The following is a 17,744-nucleotide window of genomic DNA, read 5'->3' as shown; positions in this document are numbered from 1 at the left end:
AGGGGCTCCGGAATGGACGTGCTGAGCGACGCGATCGCCGCCATGCGAGCGGGCCGCCCGCGGGTGTCGCTGACCGAGACGGCCGACCCGTCGTGGACGGCGAAGTTCGACACTTTCCCCGGGGCCCGGTTCCACGTGGTCGTCACGGGTCGCTGCGCGGTCACCGGCGTGGGGGCCCTGGGGCCGGGAGACGCCGTGCTGTTGCCGCGCGGCACCGCCCACGTCCTCGAGAATGCCGGTGACGGTGGCCTTCAGCTGCTGTGCGGCGGGTGTGAGCTCGACCAGAACCGGGTCCATCCGATCGTCCGGGACTTTCCCGACGTGGTGATCCTGCCGGCCCGCGACGGGGGTCTGCAGGCGACGATCGGGCTCCTGCGCGGTGAGGTGATCGAGCCGTCGCCGGGCACCGACGTGGTTGTTCCGGCGTTGCTGGAGGTGCTGTTCGTTCATCTGATCCGGGCGTGGTGCGCCGAGCAGGCGCGGTGGCGCACCTCCGGCTGGTGTGTGGCGCTGGCCGACCCGGTGATCGCCCGGGCGTTGCGCGCGATGCACGAGCATCCGGCCGAGCCATGGACCGTGGCGTCGCTGGGCGCGGAGGCCGGGCTGTCCCGGGCCGCCTTCGCCCGCCGGTTCACCACGATGGTCGGGCAGCCGCCGCTCACCTATCTCCTGTGGTGGCGGCTGACCACGGCGGCCCGCCTGCTGCGAACCACCGACGCCCCGCTGGCCACTGTCGCCCGGCGCACCGGTTACGGCTCGCCGTACGCGTTCGCCGCCGCCTTCAAGCGCGAGTACGGAATCCCCGCCGGCCGGTACCGCCACGACCACCGCGCCACCGTCCCTTCCCACCACCCCGACCCCCAGTGGTAGCCCCGGGCGCTACGCGCCCGGCAAATGCCGCGCTGGTCTACCACTCGGACTCCCGGTGGTAGCCCCGGGTGCTGCACGCGGGGCGGATGGCGGGGTGGGGTGCCACTGGGATTGGTGGTGGGAGCGGGGGGTTTGGGCGGGACGGATGGCGGGGTGGGGTGTCGCGCGAGAGGCGCGTTCGCGGCCGCGGCCCACCGGGTGGGCCGCGGAGTGGGGACGGGGCTTGGTGCCTGCGGTTGGGGAGGTTACGCGCGTACCCATGGGAAAGGGCGGGTCCGCACGAAGCTGGACCCGCCCCGGCCGGAGGGACGTCAGTGCGAGACCATGCGTTCCTGGGCGGCGCGTTCGTCGCCGCTCAGCGTGTGCAGCGGCTTCTCCTTGATGAAGAGGACGGCGATCACCGCGAGCGCGGCGATCGGCGCGCCGACCAGGAACAGGTCGGCGGTGGCCTGGCCGTAGATGTCGGCGATGACGGCCTTGATCTCGGGCGGCAGCTTGGTGATGTCGGGGACCTCGGCGCCGCCGCCGGTGGCCGGCAGGTTGGGGAACTTCTCCTGGAACAGCGTGGTCACCCGGTTGGCCAGGACGGCGCCTAAGGCGCTCACGCCGATCGCGCCGCCCATGCTGCGGAAGAACGTCACCGACGACGTCGAGGCGCCGAGCTCGGCCGCGGGCACGTCGTTCTGGGCGGCGAGCACCAAATTTTGCATGAGCATGCCGACGCCGATGCCGAGGACCGCCATGTAGATCGACACCGTGACGACGGTGGTGCCGGAGCCGATGCGGCTCAGCAGGAGCATGCCGGCGACCATGATGACGGCCCCGGCCACCAGGTAGGCCTTCCAGCGGCCGTACTTGGTGATCAGCTGGCCGGCCACGGTGGAGCTGACCAGCAGACCGAAGATCATCGGCAGGCTCATCAGGCCGGCCACCGTCGGGGTCTTGCCCAGCGAGAACTGGAAGTACTGGGACAGGAAGACCGTGCCGCCGAACATGGCCACGCCGACCAGGGTGCTGGCCACGATGGCCAGGGTGACGGTGCGGTTGCGGAAGATGCTGAGCGGGATGATCGGTTCGGGGGCGCGCGACTCGACCAGCACGGCCAGGCCGAGCAGGATGACGCCGCCGGCCACGAAGGCGGCCGTCGACCACGACGCCCAGTCGAACTGGGTGCCGGCCAGGGTCGACCAGATCAGCAGGTCGGAGACGCCGGCGGTGATCAGGAAGGCGCCGAGCCAGTCGATCGAGACCTGCCGCCGGGGCTGCGCGGGCAGGTGCAGGGTGCGTTGCAGCAGGAAGATCGCGGCCAGTGAGAACGGCACGCCGACCAGGAACGTCCAGCGCCAGCCGAGCCAGCTGGTGTCGACCAGGACGCCGCCGATCAGCGGGCCGGCGATGGTGGCGACACCGAACACGGCACCGAAGACGCCGGAGTAGCGGCCCAGCTCGCGCGGGGGGATCATCGCGGCCATCACGATCAGCGCCAGCGCGGTCATGCCGCCGGCGCCGACGCCCTGCACGACGCGGCTGAGGATCAGGATGCCGACGTTCGGGGTGAAGCCGGCGATCAGCGAACCGGCCACGAACAGCGACAGGGACAGCTGGATCAGCAGCTTCTTGCTGATCAGGTCGGCCATCTTGCCCCACAGCGGGACGGTGGCGGTCATCGCGAGCAACTCGGTGGTGACGATCCAGGTGTACACCGACTGGGTGCCGCCCAGGTCGGCGATGATGCGCGGCAGGGCGTTGGCCACGATGGTGGACGCCAGGATCGACACGAACATGCCGAGCATCAGGCCGGAGAGGGCCTGGATCACCTCCCGCCGGGACATCCGCCCGGTGCTGGAGGCGTCCTCCACAACTGATGTCATTTCGGGTCCTTAATGGGGTCGGGCATGCCCGCGGCGATCGCGCCGAAGGCCTCGTGCACGTGGTCGGCGAACGTTCGACCATCTGATTTGGCCCAGCTGAGCAGAGCGGACCGGAAGACGGCACCGATCACCCCGGCGGCCAGCACGGGCCAGCCGCTGTCCGGTGCGACGCCGGCGCGCCGGCCGATGGCCTCGATCAGCTCGCGTTCGGAGCGGGCGCTGCGCACCATCAGACCGGCCACGAGCTCGGGGTTGGCGGTCATCACCCGGATGCGGCGGCGCCAGAGCTCACGTTCGCGGTCGATCGCGTCGATGACCGGTTCGGCCGCGACCTGGATGGCCTCGAAGACGGACAGGGCCGGCTCGACGGCGAGGAACCGCTCGCGCATCACGTCGTCGTCGGCGGTGTGGTCGCCGATCAGCGCCTCGTCCTTGGTGGCGAAGTAGTTGAAGAAGGTCCGCGGGGACACATCGGCGGCGGCGCTGATGTCCTCGACGGTCACCGCGTCGAGCCCGCGCTCATCCACCAGGCGCAGGGCGGCCTCGGTCAGGGCGGCCCTGGTCTGCTGTTTCTTGCGGTCACGCAGGCCCAGGTCGGTCACCCGAGCAACGGTAGAGCCTAAATTGCAGTGCCTGCAAACTTTTATCGAGTGCAGTGACGCGGGTTACTACCGGCGGTTGGCTAGCGTTGCGGTTGTGCTGCGGGTCCGTGTCCTCTTCCTGATGTACGCCGCCGGCGTACTCGCCGTCACGGTGGTGCCGGTACGCGCCTTCGACTACTGGGGCCACGTCCCGTGGCAGGCCATGATCCGCTGGATCCCGTTCGTGGTCGACCCGCTCAGCATGACCCTCAACGTGGTCATGTTCCTGCCCTTCGGCGTCCTGATCCCGCTGCTGTGGCCGGCCGCCGGAGCCACGGCGACCCGGATCGGCTGGCTCGCCCTGAGCGCGTCGCTGAGCATCGAGCTGACCCAGCTGCTGCTCGACGTGACCATCGGGAGCCGCCGTACGGTCGACGTCAACGACCTGATCGCCAACACCGGCGGCGCGCTGATCGGCTGGTGGCTGCTGAGGCTCGCGTCCCGGCGGGAGGCCCTGGCAGGCTGAGCGGCATGCCAACCGAAGAGCTCCGCGCGGCCATGACGGCCCTGGTCGACCAGGGCGAGCTGCCCGGTCTCGTGACCCTGGTGGCCCGCGACGACGACGTGACGGTCGAGGAGATCGGCGTGACCGCGTTCGGCGGCGACGTGCCGATGCGGCGGGACACCCCGTTCCGGATCACCTCGATGACCAAGCCGATCGTCGCGGCGGCCGCGCTGATGCTGGCCGAGGACGGCCTGTTCGACCTCGAGGAGCCGGTCCAGCGGCTGCTGCCGGAACTGGCCGGGCAGCGGGTGCTGCGGGCGTACGACGCCGAACTGGACGACACGGTGCCGCCGCACCGCCCGGTCACCGTGGACGACCTGCTCACCTTCCGGCTCGGCCACGGGATGATCGTGGAGCCCGAGATGGAGCCGCCGGTGCCGGTGGTGCGGCGCGGGCAGGATCTCGAGCTGATGTTCGGCCCGCCCGAGCCACGGTCGCCGTTCGGCGTCGACGAGTGGGTGCGGCGGTTCGCCTCGCTGCCGCTGATCCACCAGCCGGGCGAGAAGTGGATGTACAACACCGGGTCGCTGGTGCTGAGTGCCCTGATCAGCCGGGCCACCGGCAAGCCGCTGGGCGCGGTGCTGGCCGAGTGGGTCTTCGAGCCGCTGGGCATGACACACACCGGCTTCGCGCTGCCCCGGGACCGGGCCGGGCGGTTGCCGGCGCAGTACGGGACGGAGGGCGAGAACGCCGCCACCCGGCCCGAACACTGGATCGAGGAGCCGCCGTTCCCGTCCGGAGCCGGCGGCCTGGCCTCGACCGTCGACGACTATCTCGCGTTCGCGCGGCTGCTGCTGAACCGGGGCGTGCACGGCGGCACCCGGCTGTTGTCCGAACACGCGATCGAACTGATGACCAGCAACCATCTGACGCCGGAGCAGATTGCCGGCGGCTCGTTCCTGCTCAACGGCAACGGCTACGGGATGGGCCTGGGCATCGAGCGCGACACCGGCCGGTACGGCTGGTCGGGCGGCTACGGCACCGACTTCTTCGTCGACCCCGAGCAGCGGATCGTCGCCATCGCGATGACCCAGTCGACGCCATTCCTGTTCGGCCGCGGCATGGCCGAGTTCGTCCGCTTCGCCGACTGCCCGTGATAAATGTGAGCGCTTTGCCGAAAGGATGGACTTCGCCCATCAAATGCGACATGACGTACTACTCAAAACCGTAATCAGATTAATTTCCTTAGCTGTGGGTTAGCCAATTCCGCTCGTGGTTGGCAGACTGCCTCGGGTGGAGGTGCAGCAGAGTCTCGGCGGCCGCTACAAGCTGCTGAACGAGCTCGGCAGTGGCGGCATGGCCGTCGTGTGGAAAGCACACGACGAGGTCCTCAACCGGCCGGTGGCGATCAAGGTGCTCGCCGGGCGGTACGCCGACGACGCCCAGTCACGTGCCCGCATCCAGGCCGAGGCCCGCGCCGCCGCCACCATTTCGCATCCCAACATCACCCAGATCTACGACTACGGCGAGTCGGACGACGGCGGGATGAAGCTGCCGTACGTCGTGATGGAGCTGATCAACGGCCCGACGCTGGCTGAGCGGGTGCTGCAGGGCCCGGTCCCGCCGCGGGCCGCCTTCCGGATCGGCGGTGAGGTGGCGGCCGCGCTGGCCGCCGCGCACGCCCACGGCCTGGTGCACCGCGACATCAAGCCGGCCAACGTGATGGTCACCCCGGCCCGGGCCAAGGTGGTGGACTTCGGCATCGCGGCGTCGGCCGGGCCGGGCCGCCCCGACGACGAACTGCTCGGCACGCCGGCCTATCTCGCCCCGGAACGGTTGCTCAGCGACCGCATCGAGCCCGCCTCCGACGTGTACGCGCTCGGCGTCCTGCTCTACCGGATGCTGGCCGACAACTCCCCGTGGAGCGTGGACACCACCACCCAGATGCTGGACGCCCACGTCTACGTCGAGCCGGAGCCGCTGCCCGAGCTGACCGGCGTCCCGGCCGGCGTGCACGACCTGGTCAGCCGTTGCCTGCTCAAGGACCCGGCGGAGCGGCCGAGCGCGGCCGAGGTGTCCGAGACGCTGCTGGAGGCGGCCGACGCGCCGAACGCGCCGCGCCGGCTGGTGCCCGGGGCCAAGACCGGCAACGCGGCCAAGATCGGCCCGGGCCGGTCGGGCAACGAGCGTACCGCCGGATCGAAGAGCACCAACGCGGCGCCGGTGGCCGCGGTCGCCACCCTGACCCCCGCGGCGCCGGCGCGGAACCACCGGCGGCGGACCCTTCTCGCGGCCGGCGGAGTGGCTGTCGTGGTGGTCGCCGCGCTGCTGGTGTGGGCGTTCCGGCCCGAGTCGGCCGAGGGCGGCGGCGACCGGCCGCGGGCCGGGATCGCTCCCGTCGCGCCGTCGAACACGCCGGGTCCGGCGGCGACGGGCACGACCGGTCCGGGGCGGCGCCCGACCACCCCGGCCGGCGGCGCGGGCCAGGGGACGACGCCGGGCAAGGACGACTCGGTGGCGGTACCGACCACCGCCGCCCCGACCACGCCCGCGCCCAGCTCGGCCAACACCTCGGCGACGCCCAGCGCGGAGCCCTCGACACCGCCGTCGACCAGCAGCGCCCCGCGCACCAAGGTGCTGACCTCGAAAGCCGGCCGGGTGACGGCCGAGTGCTCCGGCGGCAAGGCGCGGCTGCTGGACTGGGATCCGCAGGACCCGTGGAAGGTCCAGAAGGTGAACCCCGGCCCCGCCGCCACCACCGCGGCCGTCTTCAAGCAGAGGAATCAGCGCATCCGGATGACCGTGACCTGCGTCGGAGGACAGCCGGCGACGGTCAATCTGCCGTTGTGATCTTTGGATTGAGCCGGAACCCGGATATTTCCCGTACTACTTCCTGATCCCCCATCGGTCGGGGAGTTGAACGGAAAGCGACGGGGTGCATGAGTGGCGTGACGGGTCGGCGGCAGGCTGTCCGGATCAGCGATGTGGCGCGAGCCGCCGGGGTCAGTAAGACCCTGGTCTCGTACGCGCTGAACGATCGCCCCGGAGTCAGGGAGTCGACCCGCGCCCACATCGTGGAGACGGCCCGCTCGATGGGGTGGACGCCGAGTTTCCGGGCGCGGGCACTGTCCGCCTCCCGGGCGTACGCCATCGGCCTGATCTTCCCGGCCGCGCCCGCCGACTGGTGGCTCCGGCTGATGGCCGGGCTGCACAGCACGCTCGTGACCGCCCAGTACTCGCTGGTCACCGAGGTGGTGCAGGATCCCGAGGCGGAGGAGAGCGCCTACCACCGGCTGGCCCTTGACGGCCGGGTCGACGGCCTGGTCGTCGTCGACCCGCGGCCCGACGACACGCGGTTCCGGCTGCTGGCGAAGACCGGCCTGCCGTACGTCAGCCTGGGCCGCCCACCCGAGCCGACCACCATGCCGGTGCTGGTCCACGACGAGTCCGCCGCGGTCGCCGCCGTCGTCGCCCACCTGGCCGGGCTGGGCCATCGCCGCGTCGCGCTGGTGGGGTTGCCCCGGTCGCGCCGCGAGCTCTTCGAGACGTGCTTCCGCGAGCACGACGTGGTCGGCAGCGATACCGACCGGGCCACCGCGATCGTCCACGCCGACGACCTGGCGGCCGCCGCGTGCCTCCGTGACCTGGCCGGACGCGGGCAGCGGGTGCCGACCGACGTCTCGGTCGTCGGCTGGGGCGACCTGACCGTGGCCGGGCTGCTGCACCCGGCGCTGTCCACGGCCGGCCGGGACCCGTACGACGACGGCCGGCTGGCCGCCCGGCTGCTGCTCGAGGCGATCGACGGCAAGGAGTTCCCGGCGCCCGTGACGACGGCCGGCCCGGTCTTCGTGGACCGCGCCTCAATCGGTCCGGCGTTGGCGTAGCTCCGGGCGTGCCACCACCGCGAGCTCGCCGGGCCGGATGTCGTGCCCGGCGTCGCACCGCAGGCGGGCGTGGACGTCGGGGCCGGCGGGCCGGCCGGGTCGGCGGCCCGACGGTCGCCCAGTGCACGCTTCCTCCTGGTGGCCGCGGCCGTGAGCCTGGCCGCTGCGATCCTCGTCATAGCGGCGGTGCGGGATCGTTCGGCGGAGTCGGCGCCCACGTCTCCTTTCCCGTGCCTGCGGCCCGTTCTTCAGGTCGGCGGCCTACTCCCAGTGCCGATGTCCCATCGGCGGGTAGGGAATGAGCTCGGCCGCGGCGAGGTTGCGGCGGGAATGACGACAATCGGATTGATCGGCAGCGGCTTCATCGGGAGCACGGTGGCCAAGCTGGCCGTGGACGCCGGCTACGACGTGGTGCTGAGCAACAGCCGCGGCCCCGAGACACTGACCGGCCTCGTCGGCAAGCTCGGCCCCAAAGCCCGGGCGGCCACCGCGGCCGAGGCGGCGGCGGCCGGTGACATCGTGGTAGTGACCGTGCCGCTGAAGGCGTACCAGCAGGTGCCGGTCGAACCGCTGCGTGGCAAGGTGGTCATCGACACCAACAACTACTACCCCGAGCGCGACGGCCAGTTCGCCGCCCTCGACGACGAGTCGACCACGACCAGCGAGCTCCTGCAGTCCCACCTGCCGGAGTCCACTGTGGTCAAGGGCTTCAACAACATTCACTACGTGGACCTGGCCGACAGCCCCGCCGGCACAACGCTGCCCATCGCCGGCGACGACCCCGCGGCGAAAAAGACGGTGGCCGAATTCTTCAAGGCCATAGGGTTCGAGACGTACGACGCCGGCCGGCTGGCCGAGGGCTGGCGCTTCCAGCGCGACACTCCGGCCTACGTCGCCCCGTACAAGACGGAACCGCCCGCCATCGCTGCCGAGCTGGCCCTCCAACTGGCCGCGGCTAAGCGCTACCGCGACCAGTAACCATCACTCGGACGGGGCGATATCGGCGCCGATCCGAGCACGCCGGCTCAGGCCAGCACGACCGCAAACACCGGGCACCGCAGCCAGTGGTCGACCGGCCAGACGAGTCGGTCACCAACCAGCTCTTTGGGGCTAGAGCATGACTACCACCGACGAGATTCACGGCCCGGTAGGCGCAGCTCCGGCCCGATTGGCAGCGCCGACAACCATATCCAGCTCGCTACTCTCTCGTCTGGTGCCGTGCGAGACGAAAGCCAAGATCGTCGTTACGGACAAAGCATTGTCCGCGCCCGCGATAGGCAACCCTGGCTCGAATCTGATGGTGACGCCAAGAACCACCTCGGCAGATGCGGGCCGTCCCGGGAACATCCGACCCGCGAAGCCCGCCGTCGTACGGGTAGGGCCGGTACTCGCTCGCAGTCCACTCGAAGACGTTGCCGGACATGTCGTGGCAGCCCGTACTCGTTACGCCGGTCGGGAAGATGCCGACCGGCGTAGTGGTGCGTATGTGCAGTTCGAAGGTATTGCTTGAGTATTGGTCGAAGATGTCGCCGTAGGGATAGACCGTTCCGCCGATGCCGGCGGCAACCTCCCATTGATGCTCGGTCGGGAGCCGGTACGACTGCCCGGTGGTGGCGCTCAGCCAGGCACAGTAGGCCTCGGCCTCATAGATGCTGACGCCGACAACAGGACACGATGGACTGTTGAACTGGAAGTCGTGCCAGTAGGCCGGCGCGCGGTGATTCCCGACGCTGTACACCTCGGCGAGAGCAGCACCAAGTTGTTCGTCCGTCATGCCCGTCAGCTTCACCATGCCCACCGCCTGGACCAGCGTGGCGGTGCCGGCGGCAAGCATCTCTACAGGTAGACGCGGTCGTCTCCGGAGATTGTTGCGCTTCTTGATCCACTCGTCGGCGATCTGACCGAGGAGACCGTCACCCGACAACCATTGTCTGGCCGCATCAGTCCGCCACCAACGTTCGTCTTGATATCCCCCTGCGGCGATGAACAGGGCATATTCGGCGTTCGTCACAGGCGTGACCGCTACTTCGAATGCCGGCAGGGACACCTCGTGAGCAGGACTCTCCAGCGGGTACGGACTGCGGTCAGCTCCGACTAGGTGGGTTCCGGCCGTGATCTGCGCAAACTTTGGTAGAAGGGCGTTGCCGTGTGCGCCCGTGACGGTTTCAAAGCGTGGATCGTCAATTAGACCGAGAGCCCGACCGAACGAGATACGGGCGCGCAAGTCCTGTTCTGGATCCGCAACCCCAGTGACGAGTCGATCTGCTGTCTCACGATGAACATCGGCCGAGCACTGCACGTCCGCCGACGCCACACATCGTCCGGCGAGTCCGGGATTGACGCCGAGTACCCGGCGAACGAATGTGTCCGGGTCAGGGGTCAGAGCTGCCGCCATGATTGTGGTCTCCTCCCACCCTGTGCTCGGCAGCGGTGGCAGGGGCTCGCCAGGGGCGAGCTGACTCAACTGCGTTTCCAGGTCTGGGGTGACGCTGTGTGCTTGCGTATCGATCGCCACATGGGGGAGTTCTTCAGCGATGGCGAGTTGGCGCGCGGCGAAGAATTCTTGGAGGAGTTGGTGGAAGAAGCGCACAGTCTCTTCGTGCTCATCAAGGATCCCGGTATCGAACCCCACATGCAGTGATGCCTCGGCCAAACGGGCCAGTCCGTTGAGTAGGACGACCGCAGTCTCGTAGTCCACGACGACGGAGCCCTTGTCGTGGCCGAGTTTGGTGGTCTGCATCTGATAGGCCAGCCGGGTCAATGCGGGGATGAACTGACCACCGCTCGGCAGCCACATCGGATCGCGGACGCCGTCGCGCAGCCGACGCTGCTCCCGTTCGGTTAGCAGTTCTGAGTCGGCGAGGCGGGGGTTCGCGGCGAGGATTTCACGACGAAGCAGCTCGCGGATCATCGAGCTGAAAGCGTCGGCGCGGCCGACCGGGACTGTCCCGATCGTGCGCACCTGGCTCACGAGCAACCGCAACATGTACGGAGTCCGGTAGAAGGACAGCGTTCGCGGGTCGCGTAGCAGCGAGGCGCGAACCATCTCGGTCTGCTCCGGAAGGTGAAGATCAACGTACGCGAAAACTTGGCTCTGCGTCATCGGCTCGAGCCGGATGTGCGGCACGCCGACGTCCTTGGTGCTCAGCATCGCGCCGTAGTCCAACGTGCGGCAGCTGAACAGCGCTCGGTTGCCCGGGATATCGCGAATTTGCTCGTAGAGGAACGCGCGCCATGCGTCGATGCGGAGACGAAGGTCGGCGCCTTCTCGGTGCGCCAGCTCGTTGAGCCCGTCCACCAGCAGCAGTACGCGACCTTCGTTGAGCAGTTCACGCAGATCCGGGAGCTGTGGGTTACGCCCGGACCACTTCTGCTGCAACCACTCGAGGGGATCTGGAATCTGGCCACCGTGACCCAATCCGAACTCGGCGAGGGAGACCGAGAAAGGCACCACCGACCTGGTGTGGGGTTCCATGATCGACTTACGGGCGATGTCCATCTCGAGCCGGCGCAGCAACGTGGTCTTACCCGACCCGGGCGCTCCCAGCAGCACGTAGGCAAAGGAGTTCGAATTTTCCAGAACGTCGTTCAGGTCATCGCTCTCCCGGACGCTCGGCATAGTGACCCACCGGTCCGGCGACCCTGTGCCTTCGTCGTAAACCAGGTTCAGCCGGACGAATCGGCGGTCGAGCTGGTATTGCGGCCCGCACCAGCGCGCATAACAGGTGAGGTAATACTCCTCCATGGTGCTGGCCATGTGTAGCTGCATCTTCTGCAGTTCGTCTGGGCGTAGCGCCACCGATTGCTCGGAACTCCGAATCGCCTGTTGAAGAGCCTGGAAGGCACTGGAGGTGTTGCGAGCAGGTGCAAGAGGTGTCGTGACGACCGTGTCTGGGGCGGGCGCGGGTGCCCGGCGGCCTTCGTCCGGATCGGCGTTAATTGCGTCGATCAGTTGCTGGGCGAGTGTCGAAAGCTCATCATCAGTCCGCCCAGCCCAGTCGATCCGCTGGAACGGCATGAGTTGATAATGAGGCTGCACGTCGTCGAGCCGGACGACGTGCAGAGGCTTGCGCATCCGGTAGAAGTAGAACCACTCGTTGAACACTTCGACAGAGCGGTTCGCGGCCTGCGTCAGCAGAAGCACCATGGAGTCTGACTCGCGTAGTGCCTGATCGACGGCCACCGACCAGCGGTCGGTGTGGCGGATCTGCTCGGTGTCGAGCCAGACCACGAAGCCCGCATCGTTCAACGCGGCATGCAGCCGTACGGCAACGTGCGCCGAATCTCGCTGGTACGAGATGAAGACTTTGGGAGGAGCTCCGTTCACCGCTGCCCTTTCACCGAGTCACCCGCGCCCCAGGGTAAATCCGGCGTCTGCGTTGACGATGGTCCCGGTGAGGAAGTCCGCCTCGGCCAGAAAGACGTAGACACGGGCGATCTCCTCCGGTGTGATGAAGCGGCGCAGCGGGATGATGTCGAGCCACTGCTCCTTCTGCTCCTCACTGACCCGATCCATGTAGGAGGTAGCAACGAAGCCCGGCGCCACCGCGTTGACGCGAACGTCGGGCGCGAGCTGCTTGGCGAGTGTCCGGGTGAGGTTGTGGATCGCCGATTTCGCGGCAGAATAAGCTATCACGCCCTCCCTGCCGTTGGCATCGAATCCACGCGACGACGATGTGTTGATGATGGTGCCTCCCGGGGGCATCGACTTCAGCGCACGTCGGGAGCACAGCACCGCCGACATGAAGTTGAGATCCAACATCCGTTGCCAGTGCTCGATCGTGGCTGACTCGAACGACGAAGGCTCCGTTCGACCGGCGTTGTTTACGAGAATGTCGATCTGGCCGAACGTCGACTCGGCCGCGCGGAGCAGGGTGTCGACGTCGGCTTCGACCGTGACATCGCCTTCCTGGTAAACGGCCTCACCCCCTGCGGCAACGATCTCGTTGACCACGTCTCGGCCACCGGCTCGGTCGGAGCGGGAGTTGACAATGACCCGCACCCCCTTCTCGGCCAACGCGACGGCAATGGCCCGGCCGATCCCTCGGGACGAACCAGTGACAACCCCGACCTTCCCGGCCAGCCTCATGCTTTTTGCTCCTCTTCATGGGTGGTCCCCGGCGCGGATGACTCCGCACCGGTGACTGTTTGCTTCACTGCCCCTGCTGTGGTGATCGTGGTGAACGTCCCCGCTGTCAGCACCGCTGCGACGCCGATGGCCGTCAAGACGCCAAAACGTTCACCCTGTGTGATCCATCCCGTGACGAACCCCGACACCGGCTCCAGGCAGAGGAGTACCGCCGATGAGACGACCGAGATGTTGTTGAGAGCGGCGAGGTAAGCCAACATGGCGACTGCACTGTAAACGACCCCGAGAGCGCCGAGCAGAGCGATATCGCTTGACGACAGCGCTACGAAGCCGATCAGCATCACCGGTGAAAGCACAACAGCGGTGACGCCTAGCTGGCCGGCGGCAACAGTTGATGCGGAAAGAGCCCGCAATGCCGACTTGCTGGCGATGATCGAACCGGCATAGGTGATCGCTGAGAACGAGATCAGGCCCACGCCAGCCCAGCCGCCCGCGGCAGTTGGCCGCAGTACCATCGCACTACCCAGCACCGACAGCAGAACGGCGGTCCAACCTAGCCGTGTCAGTTGTTCGCTCAAGGCCCGGCGTGCGAACACGGCGATCAGGATCGGGGCCATGTAGATACCGGTCAGGACTGTGCCGATCGGAGCGCGCTGAAGAGCCATGACGTAAGTCAGCCAATGCGCCGCGAGTAGGAGGCCGGACACTAGCAACGAGGGGAGAGACGGCCTGGCCGCGCTCCAGTCGAAAGGCCGGCGACGCATCAAGAACCACAAGCCCAGCGTCACTGCGCCGAAAGCCGCACGGAGGCAGGCAATCTCGGCGGCCGGAAGTGGAAGGAGGCGAACGATTGCGCCGCTGGTTCCCCAGACCAGCGCCACAGCGGCCGTGCCTCCGACCGCAGCGAGGTGTGTGGCTGCCCGCCGGTTGTGGCTATGCATCGATGGTGGCGCTGCGGCCATCGATGAGGCTGTCCGGGTTGACCCCACTGTGGACCACCTTCGCTAGTTGCTGGACGAAGGCTGCCGTATCTGTCCTGTTGTAGGTGTTGCGGCCGAAGCACACTCCCGCCGCGCCAGCAGCTATCGCACCATGCGCGTTGCGCAGGGCCTGCTCCGTCGAAACCTTCGGGCCACCTGCAACTATCACAGGAACACCCATGGCCGTAGAGATGACGGTGCCAAAGCTGTCAGGGTCGCCCGTGTACTGCGTTTTCACCAGGTCCGCACCAAGTTCTACTCCCACGCGAACGCAGTGCTGTACCAACCGCGCGTACGACGTGATGTCACGTCGCTTTAAGCTCAGGTAGTTGTCATCGGCTCCGTCCGTCTCCCGGCGCGGATACATGATCGCCGCAAGGGGCATGCCCAGCCTGTCGCAGTCTTCGCCGATCTTGGCCAAACCGGCCAGCATCGTGGACTCGTGCACAGAAGACAGATTGACGTGTACGGCGACTGCATCACAGCCGGCTCGGAGAGCGGCGTCCACAGTACCGACCAGCACTTTGCGTGTGTGATCGCGAAGTACTGTGCTGCCGGTCAGGTTGAGGACGAAGGGTAGTGCTATCCCCTCACTGGTGTACCTGTCGAACAGCCGGCGATAGCCGAGGACAGCGTCGATGTTCGCAGCGCAACGCCGGAGTCGATCGAGTGGATCGGCGAGGCCGTCGAACGGTCCATTGATCAAGTCGTCATCGAACGGAACCATGATCATTCGGCCGCGGCCGAGGAGTCGATTCAGCCGCACACGCTTGCCAGTCGCACTCAACGCAGTCTCTCCGATCGGCGGCCGGGAACTAGACTCGCTCTAGAGTATGGGTTCCAAACCCTTGATCGATATTCGAGGTTGTGGATGTCTGAAGACGGCCCCTCCCGGCCCCTCAACTGGCTGAGCGCCCTGCAGTCCGGCACTCTGCCGGACGACGTGGACCCGCTGGCCGAGTTGCAGCAGCTGGCCGCTGATCTGGACCCGGCGGACAGCCTCGCGGTATTCGCCAATGTCGATGTTCCGGAGATCGATCTCGACGGCGATTGAGTCTCTCAGCGCCGGACCGATGCGGAAACATAGACACGTCGCCCGAAACGAGGCTCGTCCAGAACAGTCAGACGGTCGATGTCGATTCGATAGAAGACCGACGGCAGCTCGGCTTGCAGGAAGCGATCACGCACGGCCGGGTCGGCGGCAAAGGTGGGAAACCTGCGCCTGAGCACATCCATCGCATGCGGTCGCTCCTCTGGACTCACCTCCCGTGCGGTTCCCCACACCTGAATGCCGCGTAGCCCTTCGCCGTACTGCGGGGGGTCGAGAAAGACCGAAGCTGACACGCGCTGATCAGCATCGAGGTTCTGGCTGTGTACAGTCGTCCGCTCGCTGAGGAAGAACAGAACCAGGTCGTCGACGGCGAAGAAGGCCGAGTTGGCGTGCGGTCCTAGCTCACTCGATTGGGTGGCCAAGGTCAGAAGGTCGCGGCCCGTCAAAACATCTAGCGCGGAGGACATGACCTCGTCGGCTTCATGTTTATCGTCCAAGACTTGGAGGTCTACAGCCATGTCCTTCCTCGCCTTCGTATCGTCACGATGCTAAAGCTACCGTCACTGAGCGATCATGCGGCTTCTCGGCGGGCGATCCACATGGTGTGTTCCCGCGACACCGCTTCCTCCGCCTCCTCCGCTCGCCGAGCCCAGTCCCGCTCCTCCTCGATGGAAGCTAGCGTCCTGCTGGCTGCGGCGAGGTCCCGGCCGGTCAGTTCGTAGGCGGTGGCAAGCGGGCGATGTTGCTTCATCTGCAGCCAGGCCGTCGCCCCCGCTGCAGCAGCGGTGGCAGCGCCCAGGCCGTCATACGAGACCACGCCGAACGCGTCAAGGGCACCGGTCAGGAGACCGACGGCGGTAGCGCCGAAGACAAGGATGCTCCACATTCGGTGCATCTGCCGATGCCGCCGTGCCTTCGCGGTGTACCAGGTGCGTTCCTCAGCCAGACGGCCAGTGAGATAAGCGTTCTTGCGCTCCGCCAATGCGCTGTCCCGCAGTTGCTGCATAGCTGGTGTGACGGACATTGATTCGGAGGGCCACGCGATCGAGCTGATCTCCGAGCGTACGGCTGCGAAGTCGGAAGTTAAGCGGGCTACCGCGGATTCGTCGTCGTGGTCGAAAGGCTGAGCCCGGACCGAATACTTCCAGACGAGCGTCTTTATTGACTCGGCCGCCGCTCGACCCTCGTACCAAGATCGCTGCGGGTTACGCATTGCCAGCCATGTAGCGGGCACGAGCGAGAGGAGGAGCGCGGCGACTGCCGACGCGGCGCCCAGGTCCAAGGCTCCGATTTTGACGCCGTCGATGGCTCCAATCCCGGCGCCGGCGCTGAGTAGGGCTAGCTGAACCGCCAGCCAGCGTGCGGACTGCTGACGTCCCTTGGCCGAGTGTGCTGAACCGACCCGGTAGAGTTCCGGAAGGTCTTTTCGTTGAAGGGTAAAAGATTCGCCCACATTGCTAGCCTATGAAAGCGTGGCTACCCGTCGATGTCGTTGGGGGCGACTGATCACTTGCTGTTGTGCGCGGCTCGGTGGTTGCGGGTGGCAGCGGGGTCGACGCTCGTGACATGCGCGCAAGCGAAGCCGCCGAGTTCCCCGCTGAGGCTCTGGGGCGGGTGCCGCCGCGGATCGCCCAGATTCTGAGAGAAGGCTCCCTGCCGGCGATGTTCTTCCGGCACCTCCGAGGCGGCGGCCCGCTGGCCTTGTTGTCCGATGTGGAAGCCCGCGAGCTTGTTCAGATCGGCGCCGATGCTGAGGGAGATGGTCGCGGTCGACACCGCCACGCTCGAGGTGTTCGTGGTCGGCGGCGCAGGGCTCAGCCTGGTCAACTCGAGCCTCGACCGGTTCGTCGAATTCCTGAGAATCGGTCAGGACCGGGAAAGGCGGGCCGCTGACCCGCGCACCCTTGACCCGGCGGCGTTGGGGATGCGGAGATTTTGGACCGATTTTCTCGGGTGGCTATCGTTGCCGGGATGCCCATCGCGACGGACGCCGATCTTGTGCGGGCGGCGCGCACCGGTGACGCCGCCAGCCTCGGCGTGCTGCTCGGGCGGCATCGGGCCGGGATGTACGCGGTCGCGGTCGGTCTGCTCGGCGCCGGGCCGGACGCCGAGGACGCGGTGCAGGATGCCGCGCTGATCGCCGTGGGCAGCCTCGATGACCTGCGAGAACCCGACTCTGTGGGAGCGTGGCTGCGGGGGATCACGCGCAACTCGTGCCGGGTGCTGCGACGCCGGGACCGCTTCGTACCCATCGAAGTGCCGATTTTGAAAGACCCGCGGCCGGGGCCGGAGGAACTGCTGGACCGGCTCGCGTTGCGTGACTGGGTGTGGCGGGCGCTGGACGATCTGTCGCCGCCGTTGCGCCTGGTGACGATGCTGCGCTACTTCACCGTCGGCAACGACTACGAGAGCATCGCGCGGGCGTGTGATGTGCCCGTGGGGACCGTGCGGAGCCGGCTCAGCCAGGCCCGGGTCAAGCTGGCCGGTGCGCTGCGGGCGACCGCCGAGACGGCCGGCGCGGACGATCTGGCCGCGGTCACCGAGGCGCGGCGGCGGCAGGCTGGCGATGTGTTCGGCCGGCTCGAGCAGGGCGACTTCACCGGGCTGGCCGAGGTCTTCCACGACGATGTGGACAGCCGCTGGCCGAGCGGGCGGTCGGGGCGCACCATCGAGGCGCTGCTGGGGGGCGTACGCAAGAGCCTTTCCGATGGGGTACGCCATCCGCTGCGCGCCGTGTTCGCCGCCCGCGACGTGCTGATCTGGGAGAACGACCTGATCAGCCCGGCCTGGGATCCGGATCACTGCCCGCCCGGGTCGGCCTGGGTGCAGACCGTGCGGGACGGGCGGGTGAGCCGGGTCCGGATAATTCACCAGCCGCGATCGAACTTTCCGGCCGCCGCCGCGCACCTGTAG

General features: G+C 67.7%; 17 protein-coding genes. 8 read left to right on the top strand and 9 right to left on the bottom strand.

The annotated features are described in order from the left end of the window. Positions 1-12 precede the first annotated feature (12 nt). Positions 13-870: a cupin domain-containing protein gene (locus tag ACGFIO_RS01415; protein WP_392820548.1), complete on the top strand. Its 858-nt coding sequence runs from the start codon at positions 13-15 to the stop codon at positions 868-870. 311 nt (positions 871-1,181) lie between these two features. Here ACGFIO_RS01415 and ACGFIO_RS01410 read toward each other — a convergent pair whose 3' ends face one another. Both ACGFIO_RS01410 and ACGFIO_RS01405 read right to left on the bottom strand, forming a co-directional pair. Further along, positions 1,182-2,741 (bottom strand): MDR family MFS transporter, encoded by a 1,560-nt coding sequence (locus ACGFIO_RS01410; RefSeq protein WP_392820545.1) that lies wholly within the window; start codon positions 2,739-2,741, stop codon positions 1,182-1,184. Next, positions 2,738-3,343 carry a TetR/AcrR family transcriptional regulator gene (locus tag ACGFIO_RS01405; protein ID WP_392820543.1) on the bottom strand — a complete coding sequence of 202 codons (606 nt, stop codon included), beginning with the start codon at positions 3,341-3,343 and terminating at the stop codon, positions 2,738-2,740. Before ACGFIO_RS01405 ends, ACGFIO_RS01410 begins: the two co-directional genes overlap by 4 nt. Positions 3,344-3,437: 94 nt before the next feature. Between ACGFIO_RS01405 and ACGFIO_RS01400 the strand changes: the two genes are divergently transcribed. The 5 genes from ACGFIO_RS01400 (at position 3,438) to ACGFIO_RS01380 (ending at position 8,689) form a co-directional block, all read left to right on the top strand. Next, the gene (locus tag ACGFIO_RS01400) at positions 3,438-3,848 is read left to right on the top strand and encodes a VanZ family protein (protein ID WP_392820541.1); all 411 of its coding nucleotides are present in this window, start codon (positions 3,438-3,440) and stop codon (positions 3,846-3,848) included. Positions 3,849-3,853: 5 nt separating this feature from the next. Continuing rightward, positions 3,854-4,984: a serine hydrolase domain-containing protein gene (locus ACGFIO_RS01395; protein WP_392820538.1), complete on the top strand. Its 1,131-nt coding sequence runs from the start codon at positions 3,854-3,856 to the stop codon at positions 4,982-4,984. A 136-nt stretch (positions 4,985-5,120) separates the two neighbouring features. After that, positions 5,121-6,677 (top strand): protein kinase, encoded by a 1,557-nt coding sequence (locus ACGFIO_RS01390; RefSeq protein WP_392820535.1) that lies wholly within the window; start codon positions 5,121-5,123, stop codon positions 6,675-6,677. Positions 6,678-6,766: 89 nt separating this feature from the next. After that, positions 6,767-7,711 (top strand): LacI family DNA-binding transcriptional regulator, encoded by a 945-nt coding sequence (locus ACGFIO_RS01385; RefSeq protein WP_392820532.1) that lies wholly within the window; start codon positions 6,767-6,769, stop codon positions 7,709-7,711. A 330-nt stretch (positions 7,712-8,041) separates the two neighbouring features. Then, on the top strand, positions 8,042-8,689 hold the full coding sequence (locus ACGFIO_RS01380; RefSeq protein ID WP_392820529.1) for an NADPH-dependent F420 reductase: 648 nt from the start codon (positions 8,042-8,044) through the stop codon (positions 8,687-8,689). Positions 8,690-8,909: 220 nt separating this feature from the next. On the opposite strand, the gene ACGFIO_RS01375 is transcribed toward ACGFIO_RS01380, so the two are convergent. Genes ACGFIO_RS01375 through ACGFIO_RS01360 form a run of 4 tightly spaced genes read right to left on the bottom strand, consistent with a single transcriptional unit; the run spans position 8,910 to position 14,507 of the window. Further along, complete coding sequence (locus tag ACGFIO_RS01375) at positions 8,910-12,038, bottom strand: SUMF1/EgtB/PvdO family nonheme iron enzyme (protein ID WP_392820526.1); 3,129 nt, start codon at positions 12,036-12,038, stop codon at positions 8,910-8,912. A gap of 18 nt (positions 12,039-12,056) precedes the next feature. Beyond that, on the bottom strand, positions 12,057-12,800 hold the full coding sequence (locus ACGFIO_RS01370) for an SDR family NAD(P)-dependent oxidoreductase (RefSeq protein ID WP_392820524.1): 744 nt from the start codon (positions 12,798-12,800) through the stop codon (positions 12,057-12,059). Next, complete coding sequence (locus ACGFIO_RS01365) at positions 12,797-13,741, bottom strand: DMT family transporter (RefSeq protein WP_392822524.1); 945 nt, start codon at positions 13,739-13,741, stop codon at positions 12,797-12,799. Before ACGFIO_RS01365 ends, ACGFIO_RS01370 begins: the two co-directional genes overlap by 4 nt. Next, the gene (locus tag ACGFIO_RS01360) at positions 13,734-14,507 is read right to left on the bottom strand and encodes a hypothetical protein (protein ID WP_392820522.1); all 774 of its coding nucleotides are present in this window, start codon (positions 14,505-14,507) and stop codon (positions 13,734-13,736) included. The genes ACGFIO_RS01365 and ACGFIO_RS01360 overlap by 8 nt, the downstream gene beginning before the upstream one ends. A gap of 144 nt (positions 14,508-14,651) precedes the next feature. Here ACGFIO_RS01360 and ACGFIO_RS01355 point away from each other — a divergent pair, with 144 nt between their 5' ends. After that, positions 14,652-14,834 (top strand): hypothetical protein, encoded by a 183-nt coding sequence (locus ACGFIO_RS01355; protein WP_392820519.1) that lies wholly within the window; start codon positions 14,652-14,654, stop codon positions 14,832-14,834. 5 nt (positions 14,835-14,839) lie between these two features. On the opposite strand, the gene ACGFIO_RS01350 is transcribed toward ACGFIO_RS01355, so the two are convergent. The 3 genes from ACGFIO_RS01350 to ACGFIO_RS01340 are packed head-to-tail and all read right to left on the bottom strand — an operon-like array spanning position 14,840 to position 16,613. After that, positions 14,840-15,349 carry a pyridoxamine 5'-phosphate oxidase family protein gene (locus ACGFIO_RS01350; protein ID WP_392820517.1) on the bottom strand — a complete coding sequence of 170 codons (510 nt, stop codon included), beginning with the start codon at positions 15,347-15,349 and terminating at the stop codon, positions 14,840-14,842. Positions 15,350-15,402: 53 nt separating this feature from the next. Continuing rightward, on the bottom strand, positions 15,403-16,284 hold the full coding sequence (locus tag ACGFIO_RS01345) for a DUF4231 domain-containing protein (RefSeq protein ID WP_392820514.1): 882 nt from the start codon (positions 16,282-16,284) through the stop codon (positions 15,403-15,405). A 53-nt stretch (positions 16,285-16,337) separates the two neighbouring features. Then, complete coding sequence (locus tag ACGFIO_RS01340; RefSeq protein ID WP_392820511.1) at positions 16,338-16,613, bottom strand: hypothetical protein; 276 nt, start codon at positions 16,611-16,613, stop codon at positions 16,338-16,340. A 189-nt stretch (positions 16,614-16,802) separates the two neighbouring features. Between ACGFIO_RS01340 and ACGFIO_RS01335 the strand changes: the two genes are divergently transcribed. After that, positions 16,803-17,744: an RNA polymerase sigma factor gene (locus ACGFIO_RS01335; protein ID WP_392820508.1), complete on the top strand. Its 942-nt coding sequence runs from the start codon at positions 16,803-16,805 to the stop codon at positions 17,742-17,744.

It is taken from the genome of Actinoplanes sp. NPDC049265 (assembly GCF_043197135.1).
Lineage (GTDB): Bacteria > Actinomycetota > Actinomycetes > Mycobacteriales > Micromonosporaceae > Actinoplanes.
The sequence above is the reverse complement of the archived record's forward strand: the minus strand, read 5'-3'. Positions and strand labels throughout refer to the sequence as shown.

Coding starts and splice junctions, on each gene's coding strand:
- ACGFIO_RS01415 (WP_392820548.1), top strand. CDS start 13: ATGGACGTGCTGAGCGACGCGATCGCCGCCATGCGAGCGGGCCGCCCG.
- ACGFIO_RS01410 (WP_392820545.1), bottom strand. CDS start 2,741: ATGACATCAGTTGTGGAGGACGCCTCCAGCACCGGGCGGATGTCCCGG.
- ACGFIO_RS01395 (WP_392820538.1), top strand. CDS start 3,854: ATGCCAACCGAAGAGCTCCGCGCGGCCATGACGGCCCTGGTCGACCAG.
- ACGFIO_RS01385 (WP_392820532.1), top strand. CDS start 6,767: ATGAGTGGCGTGACGGGTCGGCGGCAGGCTGTCCGGATCAGCGATGTG.
- ACGFIO_RS01380 (WP_392820529.1), top strand. CDS start 8,042: ATGACGACAATCGGATTGATCGGCAGCGGCTTCATCGGGAGCACGGTG.
- ACGFIO_RS01370 (WP_392820524.1), bottom strand. CDS start 12,800: ATGAGGCTGGCCGGGAAGGTCGGGGTTGTCACTGGTTCGTCCCGAGGG.
- ACGFIO_RS01365 (WP_392822524.1), bottom strand. CDS start 13,741: ATGCATAGCCACAACCGGCGGGCAGCCACACACCTCGCTGCGGTCGGA.
- ACGFIO_RS01360 (WP_392820522.1), bottom strand. CDS start 14,507: ATGGTTCCGTTCGATGACGACTTGATCAATGGACCGTTCGACGGCCTC.
- ACGFIO_RS01355 (WP_392820519.1), top strand. CDS start 14,652: ATGTCTGAAGACGGCCCCTCCCGGCCCCTCAACTGGCTGAGCGCCCTG.
- ACGFIO_RS01350 (WP_392820517.1), bottom strand. CDS start 15,349: ATGGCTGTAGACCTCCAAGTCTTGGACGATAAACATGAAGCCGACGAG.
- ACGFIO_RS01335 (WP_392820508.1), top strand. CDS start 16,803: ATGCCCATCGCGACGGACGCCGATCTTGTGCGGGCGGCGCGCACCGGT.